Consider the following 6,635-nt stretch of genomic DNA (forward strand, 5'->3'; position numbering starts at 1 on the left):
ATAACTTCAATTATGTGGTATTGGGAAATTAAATTATGCTGGTTTGTTCATTGAATTAAAGAACTCAGCATTATTTTTTGTATCTTTAAGTTTTGAATTTATAAACTCAATGGCGTCCATGGTTCCCATTGGTGCAATTATTCTTCTCAAAACATTCATCTTCTGTAAATCATTTTTATCAAATAACAATTCTTCTCTTCTTGTACCTGATTTCGTAATATCAATAGCTGGATAGATTCTTTTATCCGCAATTTTTCTATCTAGAACTGTCTCACTATTACCAGTTCCTTTGAATTCTTCAAAAATTACTTCATCCATCCTGCTTCCAGTGTCTATTAATGCTGTAGAAATAATTGTTAACGATCCACCTTCCTCGATATTTCTCGCTGCACCAAAAAACCTTTTAGGTCTTTGAAGAGCATTTGCATCAACACCACCTGTTAAAACTTTACCAGAACTTGGTATTACAGCATTATAAGCTCTTCCTAGTCTCGTAATTGAATCTAGTAAAATAACAACATCTTTTTTGTGTTCTGTAAGTCTTTTGGCTTTTTCTATTACCATCTCAGCAACAGCTACGTGCCGTTGTGCTGGTTCATCGAAAGTTGAACTAATTACTTCTCCTTTTACCGTTCTTTGCATATCAGTTACTTCTTCGGGTCTCTCGTCAATTAACAAAACAATTAGATAACATTCTGGATAATTTTTTGCTATTGAATTAGCTATACTCTGTAAAATCATAGTTTTTCCAGCCTTTGGAGGTGAGATAATAATTGATCTTTGACCTTTTCCGATAGGACTTACAAGATCTATAAGCCTTGGAGTTAAATCTTGTTTTTTGTCTGGTTTTACTTGCTCTACCTCCATAACAAGTTGTTTATCTGGATAAAGGGGCGTCAAATTATCAAAAGCTATTTTATGTCTGGATTTGTCAGGTTCTTCAAAGTTAATTTTGCTTACTTGTAGTAATGCAAAATATCTTTCTCCTTCTTTTGGAGCTCTAACTGGTCCTTCGACAGTATCACCAGTTCTTAAACCAAATTTTCTAATCTGACTTGGGCTTACATAAATATCATCTGGACCCGGCAAATAATTTGACTCCATTGCCCTCAGAAAACCAAAACCATCTTGAAGTAGTTGTAATACACCTGCTCCAGTAATCTCCTCTTTTTCTGCTACTTTTTTTAAAATTGCAAAAAGTATCTCTTGCTTTCTTAAAGTACTTGCATTTTCAATGCCGAGCTCTTCTGCTTGAGTAATAAGCTGTTCTGATGATTTGAGTTTTAATTCTTGTATGTTCATGAGTAAATTATTAAGGACTTAATAATAGGGAGAATATATATACTATTTAAAATTATTCAACCCTAGATAGGCTTAAATATTACAACAAATATGATTAAAATAAGCAATAATGTGGGTATTTCATTAATGTATCTATAATATTTATGAGAATGTTTATTCATATCTAATTTAAATTGTCCTAAAATTCTTCCAAGATAAAAATGATACAAGGTTAAAATAATCACAAAAACTAATTTTAATACCATCCACTTTTGCCCTAGTTGCTCAAAACCTATTTCATGTATTAATACTAACCCGAATATCCAGGATAGAGTCATTGCAGGAGTCATAATGTAAAAAAAAAGTTTTTTTTCCATTACTTTAAATACATCTGATACCAATGGTTTGTCATTATTTTGTGAATGATAAACAAAAATTCTAGGAAGATATAAAAGACCTGCCATCCAAGAAATTACTGCTATTAGATGAAGAGATTTGAAAAGCAAGTAGGTATTCATCAATTATATGTTTTGTTGAATTAATGATTTTAATAAATTTATATGATCATTATTATCATTTAAACATGGTACCATATCGAAATTTTCTCCGCCAGATTCTAAAAAACTTTCTTTACCTTGAATAAGAATTTCTTCCAATGTCTCAACACAATCTGAGGAAAAACCAGGACATATTGCTAGAACATTCTTCTTTCCCTCTTTAGGCAATTTCTCCAGAGTTTTATCTGTGTAAGGCTCAAGCCATTTTTGAGGACCAAATCTAGATTGAAATGTTGTTTTAATTTCTATCGAATTAAATTTTTCTGAAATCAATCTTGTCGTTTTTTGACAATAGCAATGATATGGGTCTCCTTTATCAAAGTATTTTTGGGGTATACCATGATAAGATGCCAATATTAGATCTGGCTTCCAATTTATTTCTTTTATTTTCTTATTTAGTGAATTTACTAAAGCATCTATATACAAAGGATGTGACTCATAATGTGGTATTATTTTGATTGATGGTTGCCATCTCATATTCATTAACGTTCTATAAACTTCATCACAAACAGTTGCTGTTGTTGCAGCAGCATATTGAGGATATAAAGGAAGTATAATCAAGTTTTCACAACCTTTTTCGTGTAATTTTTTTATTTTACTTTTAATACTCGGATTTCCATACCTCATGGCATAGTCAATAATTAGGTTTTTTCCAGAAAGTGAGTTTGATAATTTCTTGGCTTGTTCTTGTGTATAATAAAGAAGGGGAGAAATGTTTTCATCTTTCATCCAAATTTCTTTATAAGCTTTAGCAGTTTTAGATGGTCTAAAATTTAATATAAAAACATTTAATATAATTTGCCAAAGAATAGGATTAACTTCTATTACTCTTTTGTCTGACAAAAATTCTTTCAAATATTTTCTAATGTCAAACCAACTTGTAGAATCTGGTGTCCCCAAATTAATTATGAGAGCTCCTGTTTTACCAAAATTAATAGGTGGGTGATTTAATTCTTTCTCCATCAATAATCTTTTATAGTTTTAACTAAATAATCCATCATACTTGGATCTGTTTCGGGCAATATTCCATGACCTAAATTAAATATATATGGATGATCTTTAAAAATATCCAGATACTTGATTGCTTCTCTCTTAAGGTTTTCTTTATCGGTGAGTAAAACTTTTGGATCCATCCCGCCTTGCACAGGAATTTTTATCTCTTTTTCAATTTTTATTGGATCAACTTCATAATCTATACAAATTGCATCTGGTTTTACAATTTCACAATATTTTTTATAATCCTTTATACCTCGTGGAAAACAAATCACTGGAACATTTAAAGATTTAGTAAATTCAACTAAGGAACAAGTTGGATTAAAGATGTAAAAATCATAATCCTTATCTTCTAACAGTCCTGCCCAACTATCAAATATTTGTATAATCTCTGCACCACTATCAATTTGATTTTTGATATGAACTTTTAAAAATTTATCTATTATTTTTAAAGTTTTTTCAATGGTAGAAAAATCTTTAAAAAAATTTTCTTTGAGTTTTATTTTTGGAGATTGTTTATTTAGAATATAAACAAGTAATGTCCAAGGAGCTCCAACAAAACCTATGGTAGACTTGTTTTTTGTTAGATTGTTGTTTCTTACCAAATTTATAGTTTTATAAACAGGATCAACTCTTTCAATAAAATCATTTTCAGTAACTTCAAATGCCTGATCAAGGTTTAAGTCGCCAAGAATGGGTCCAACATTTTTTTTAAATTCTACTTTTTGTTTCAAACCGTAAGGTAAAATCAATATATCAGAAAAGATTATGGCTGCATCTAAGTCAAATCTTTTTAAAGGTTGTAAGGTTATTTCAGCTGATAAACTAGAATTTAAACATAGTTTAATAAAATCAGTATTTTTTTTTCTAATTTCTCTAAATTCTGGGAGATATCTACCAGCTTGCCTCATAATCCATACAGGATTTAAATTTGTTTTTTTGTCTTTAATAACTTTCTTGATGTTAGACATATTAATAATTAAGTTTATTTAATAGTATTTGTAGTATGAGCTGTGAAATACGTGGATTAAATTTTATATACATTTTACCAACCAGTTATTAACATTTAAATGTAATTTTTTGATATATATATAAGTAATATTGAAGCTTATTACCAATATTTCAATTTAATGAAAAACTTTATACAGATGTTTAATAATGTTAATAAAAGCTATGTTTTACAGCATAAATTTTAAATTTATAAAATTAACCAACTTTGTCTAAATAAAACAAAACTATTAACACTTTATACATGAGTAATATTTATCAGATTTATCTAATATCAGACTCTACGGGTGAAACGTTAGATAGAATTTTTACTGCAATTAAAGCTCAATTCAAAAATATAGATTACAAAATACATACTTATTCCTTTACAAGAACTGAAAATCAAATTTTAAAAATTTTATCCAATGCTAAAGAAAATCGAAACTCTATCATTTTATATTCAATCGTAGATAGTAGCCTTGCTAAATATCTCGCAAGAAATAGTGAAGAAAAGAAAATACCTTGTTTTGGTGTTCTGGGAGATTTAATCCTAAGCTTTTCAAAGCTGCTCAACCAAAAAGCATCTCACCAGCCCAGTGGTCAATACACTCTTAATGATGAGTATTACAAAAGGATTGAAGCAATTCAATTTACAATGAACCATGATGATGGAAATTTAGTTAAAGACATTAAAAAATCGGATATTATCTTATTGGGGGTTAGTAGGACCAGCAAAACACCAACCTCAATTTATCTAGCAAACAAAGGGTATAAAATATCTAATATTCCTCTGGTAAATGAAAATTCTATTCCTGAGACTTTAAGAGAAGACCCAAACCTAACTTGTATTATTGGATTAAGCACAGAGGCAGAAAGGTTAGCTGATATAAGGAAAAATCGAATGAATTCATTAAAAGAATCTCAAAATAAATCTTATACGGATTTATCTAGTATTAAAAAAGAAGTTGAGGACGCTAAAAATACTTTTAAAAAATATAGGTGGCCAATTATAGATGTTACTAGAAAATCGGTCGAGGAAACTGCTGCCTCAATTATAAAGATATACGAAATATATAAAAATAATGGTTAAAATTATACTTGCCTCAAAAAGCAAAGTAAGAAAGCAAATTTTGGATGATAACAATATCTTCACAGAGGTACAAAACTCTAATTTAGATGAGGATATTGTTAAAGAAAGCTTGATTAAAGAAAAAGCATCTCCCGAACTAATATCAAAAAATTTAGCTGAGTTAAAAGCAAACAAGGTTAGTCAAAAAAACCAAGGATTTTTGGTCTTAGGTGCTGATAGTGTAATAGATTTAGAGGGTGAATTAATATCTAAACCAATAAATAGAAAACAAGCTTTAGAAATTTTAAAAAAACTAAATGGTAAAAAACACAATCTCATCAGTTCAGTTTGTATCTCTCAAAATGGTGCCATGATTTGGAACTACACTGATAAAGCAACTTTAACAATGAAACAATTTAGTTTAGATGAGCTTGAAAGTTATTTATCAAAAATTACAGATGAAGCCTTATATGCTTACAATGTCTATCAAATTGAAGGAGAAGGTAGGAAATTATTCTTAAATATAGAGGGTGACGAAGATACTATTATGGGTTTACCAATTAAAAAAATAAAACAATACTTGAGCAATTACGAATGAAAAAATATTTAGTAATAGGAAATCCAATTGACCATTCTTTGTCTCCCAAACTGCAAAACTGGTGGTTAAAAGAAAATAATATTGATGCTACGTATGACAAAATTAAACTTGAGGTTCATGAAATCAAAAACTTCATTCAAGAAATTAAGGAACAAAGAATAGCTGGTTGCAATGTAACTGTCCCATTCAAAAAAACAGTTATTCCTTTTTTAGATAAATTAAGTCGAGAGGCAGAAGAGACACAATCAGTAAACACAATTATTTTTGATAATGGTGATCTAGTTGGACATAATACAGACATAGCCGGTTTTGATGCTGCAATTAAAAAGTTAAATTTTAGTTTAAGAGGCAAAAAAGTTTTAATTTTGGGGGCTGGTGGTGTAGTTCCTTCAATAATTTTTGCTTTAAAAAATATGCATGTTCAAGAGATAATAATCAGTAACAGAACTAAAGAGAAAGCAGAAAATTTGAGAGTTTTATTTAATGATCTCAAAATTTTAGAGTGGGGAAATTTAACCGATTTTCATATGATTATAAATGCAACAAGTCTTGGTTTAAATAATGAAAAAATAAATTTAGATTTTTCAAGCTTAGGTGATGATAAATTATTTTATGATGTAATTTATAATCCTCACGAAACTAATTTCTTAAAAGTGGGAAAACAATTAGGACATAAAATAGAAAATGGAAAAACAATGTTTATTTACCAAGCTTTAGAAGCATTTAAATTATGGCATAAGATTGAACCAAAAGTTAATACAGATACGTTTAAGCTTTTAGAAAATGATTAGAATTGGAATTTTAGGAGATATAGGATCTGGAAAAAGTTTTGTAGCTAACTCATTTGGTTACCCAGTTTTTAATGCTGATAACGAAGTAGGAAAATTATACAAAAAAAATAGGAAAATTTTTTTTAAACTTAATAAGGCTTTACCTGAATACATCACACAATTTCCAATAAAAAAACAAGAGGTAACAAAGTCAATATTGGCAAACAAAAATAATTTAAGAAAAATTATTAAAATAATTCATCCTGAGGTAAGAACAAAAATGAACATTTTTATAAAAAAAAACAAAAAAAAAAAAGCTTATCATTTTAGATATTCCTTTATTATTAGAGAACAAAATAAATAGAAAAAAAGATATTTTG

At 28.6% G+C, this 6,635-nt stretch carries 8 protein-coding genes; 4 read left to right on the forward strand and 4 right to left on the reverse strand.

Going from position 1 to position 6,635, the window contains the following annotated elements:
• Nucleotides 1-33 precede the first annotated feature (33 nt).
• From rho to hemE, 4 genes are all read right to left on the reverse strand, one after another.
• Nucleotides 34-1,302 (reverse strand): transcription termination factor Rho, encoded by a 1,269-nt coding sequence (gene rho / locus ACTT83_RS03555; protein ID WP_440918161.1) that lies wholly within the window; start codon nt 1,300-1,302, stop codon nt 34-36.
• A gap of 62 nt (nt 1,303-1,364) precedes the next feature.
• Entirely contained in the window at nt 1,365-1,799 is a 435-nt protein-coding gene (gene hemJ, locus ACTT83_RS03560) for a protoporphyrinogen oxidase HemJ (RefSeq protein WP_440916809.1), read from the reverse strand.
• Between the two features lie 3 nt (nt 1,800-1,802).
• Nucleotides 1,803-2,801: a ferrochelatase gene (hemH, locus tag ACTT83_RS03565; RefSeq protein WP_440918769.1), complete on the reverse strand. Its 999-nt coding sequence runs from the start codon at nt 2,799-2,801 to the stop codon at nt 1,803-1,805.
• On the reverse strand, nt 2,801-3,802 hold the full coding sequence (gene hemE / locus ACTT83_RS03570) for a uroporphyrinogen decarboxylase (protein WP_440918770.1): 1,002 nt from the start codon (nt 3,800-3,802) through the stop codon (nt 2,801-2,803). The genes hemH and hemE overlap by 1 nt, the downstream gene beginning before the upstream one ends.
• Nucleotides 3,803-4,083: 281 nt before the next feature.
• On the opposite strand from hemE, the gene ACTT83_RS03575 reads away from it, so the two are divergent.
• The 4 genes from ACTT83_RS03575 to ACTT83_RS03590 are packed head-to-tail and all read left to right on the forward strand — an operon-like array spanning nt 4,084 to nt 6,619.
• On the forward strand, nt 4,084-4,908 hold the full coding sequence (locus tag ACTT83_RS03575) for a pyruvate, water dikinase regulatory protein (RefSeq protein ID WP_440918771.1): 825 nt from the start codon (nt 4,084-4,086) through the stop codon (nt 4,906-4,908).
• Complete coding sequence (locus ACTT83_RS03580) at nt 4,901-5,485, forward strand: Maf family protein (protein ID WP_440918772.1); 585 nt, start codon at nt 4,901-4,903, stop codon at nt 5,483-5,485. The genes ACTT83_RS03575 and ACTT83_RS03580 overlap by 8 nt, the downstream gene beginning before the upstream one ends.
• The gene (gene aroE / locus ACTT83_RS03585; RefSeq protein ID WP_440918773.1) at nt 5,482-6,276 is read left to right on the forward strand and encodes a shikimate dehydrogenase; all 795 of its coding nucleotides are present in this window, start codon (nt 5,482-5,484) and stop codon (nt 6,274-6,276) included. Before ACTT83_RS03580 ends, aroE begins: the two co-directional genes overlap by 4 nt.
• Nucleotides 6,269-6,619, forward strand: coding sequence for a dephospho-CoA kinase (locus ACTT83_RS03590; RefSeq protein WP_440918774.1), 351 nt, complete (start codon nt 6,269-6,271; stop codon nt 6,617-6,619). The genes aroE and ACTT83_RS03590 overlap by 8 nt, the downstream gene beginning before the upstream one ends.
• Nucleotides 6,620-6,635: the final 16 nt, after the last annotated feature.

This window comes from Candidatus Pelagibacter sp., from assembly GCF_052049775.1.
Lineage (GTDB): Bacteria > Pseudomonadota > Alphaproteobacteria > Pelagibacterales > Pelagibacteraceae > Pelagibacter.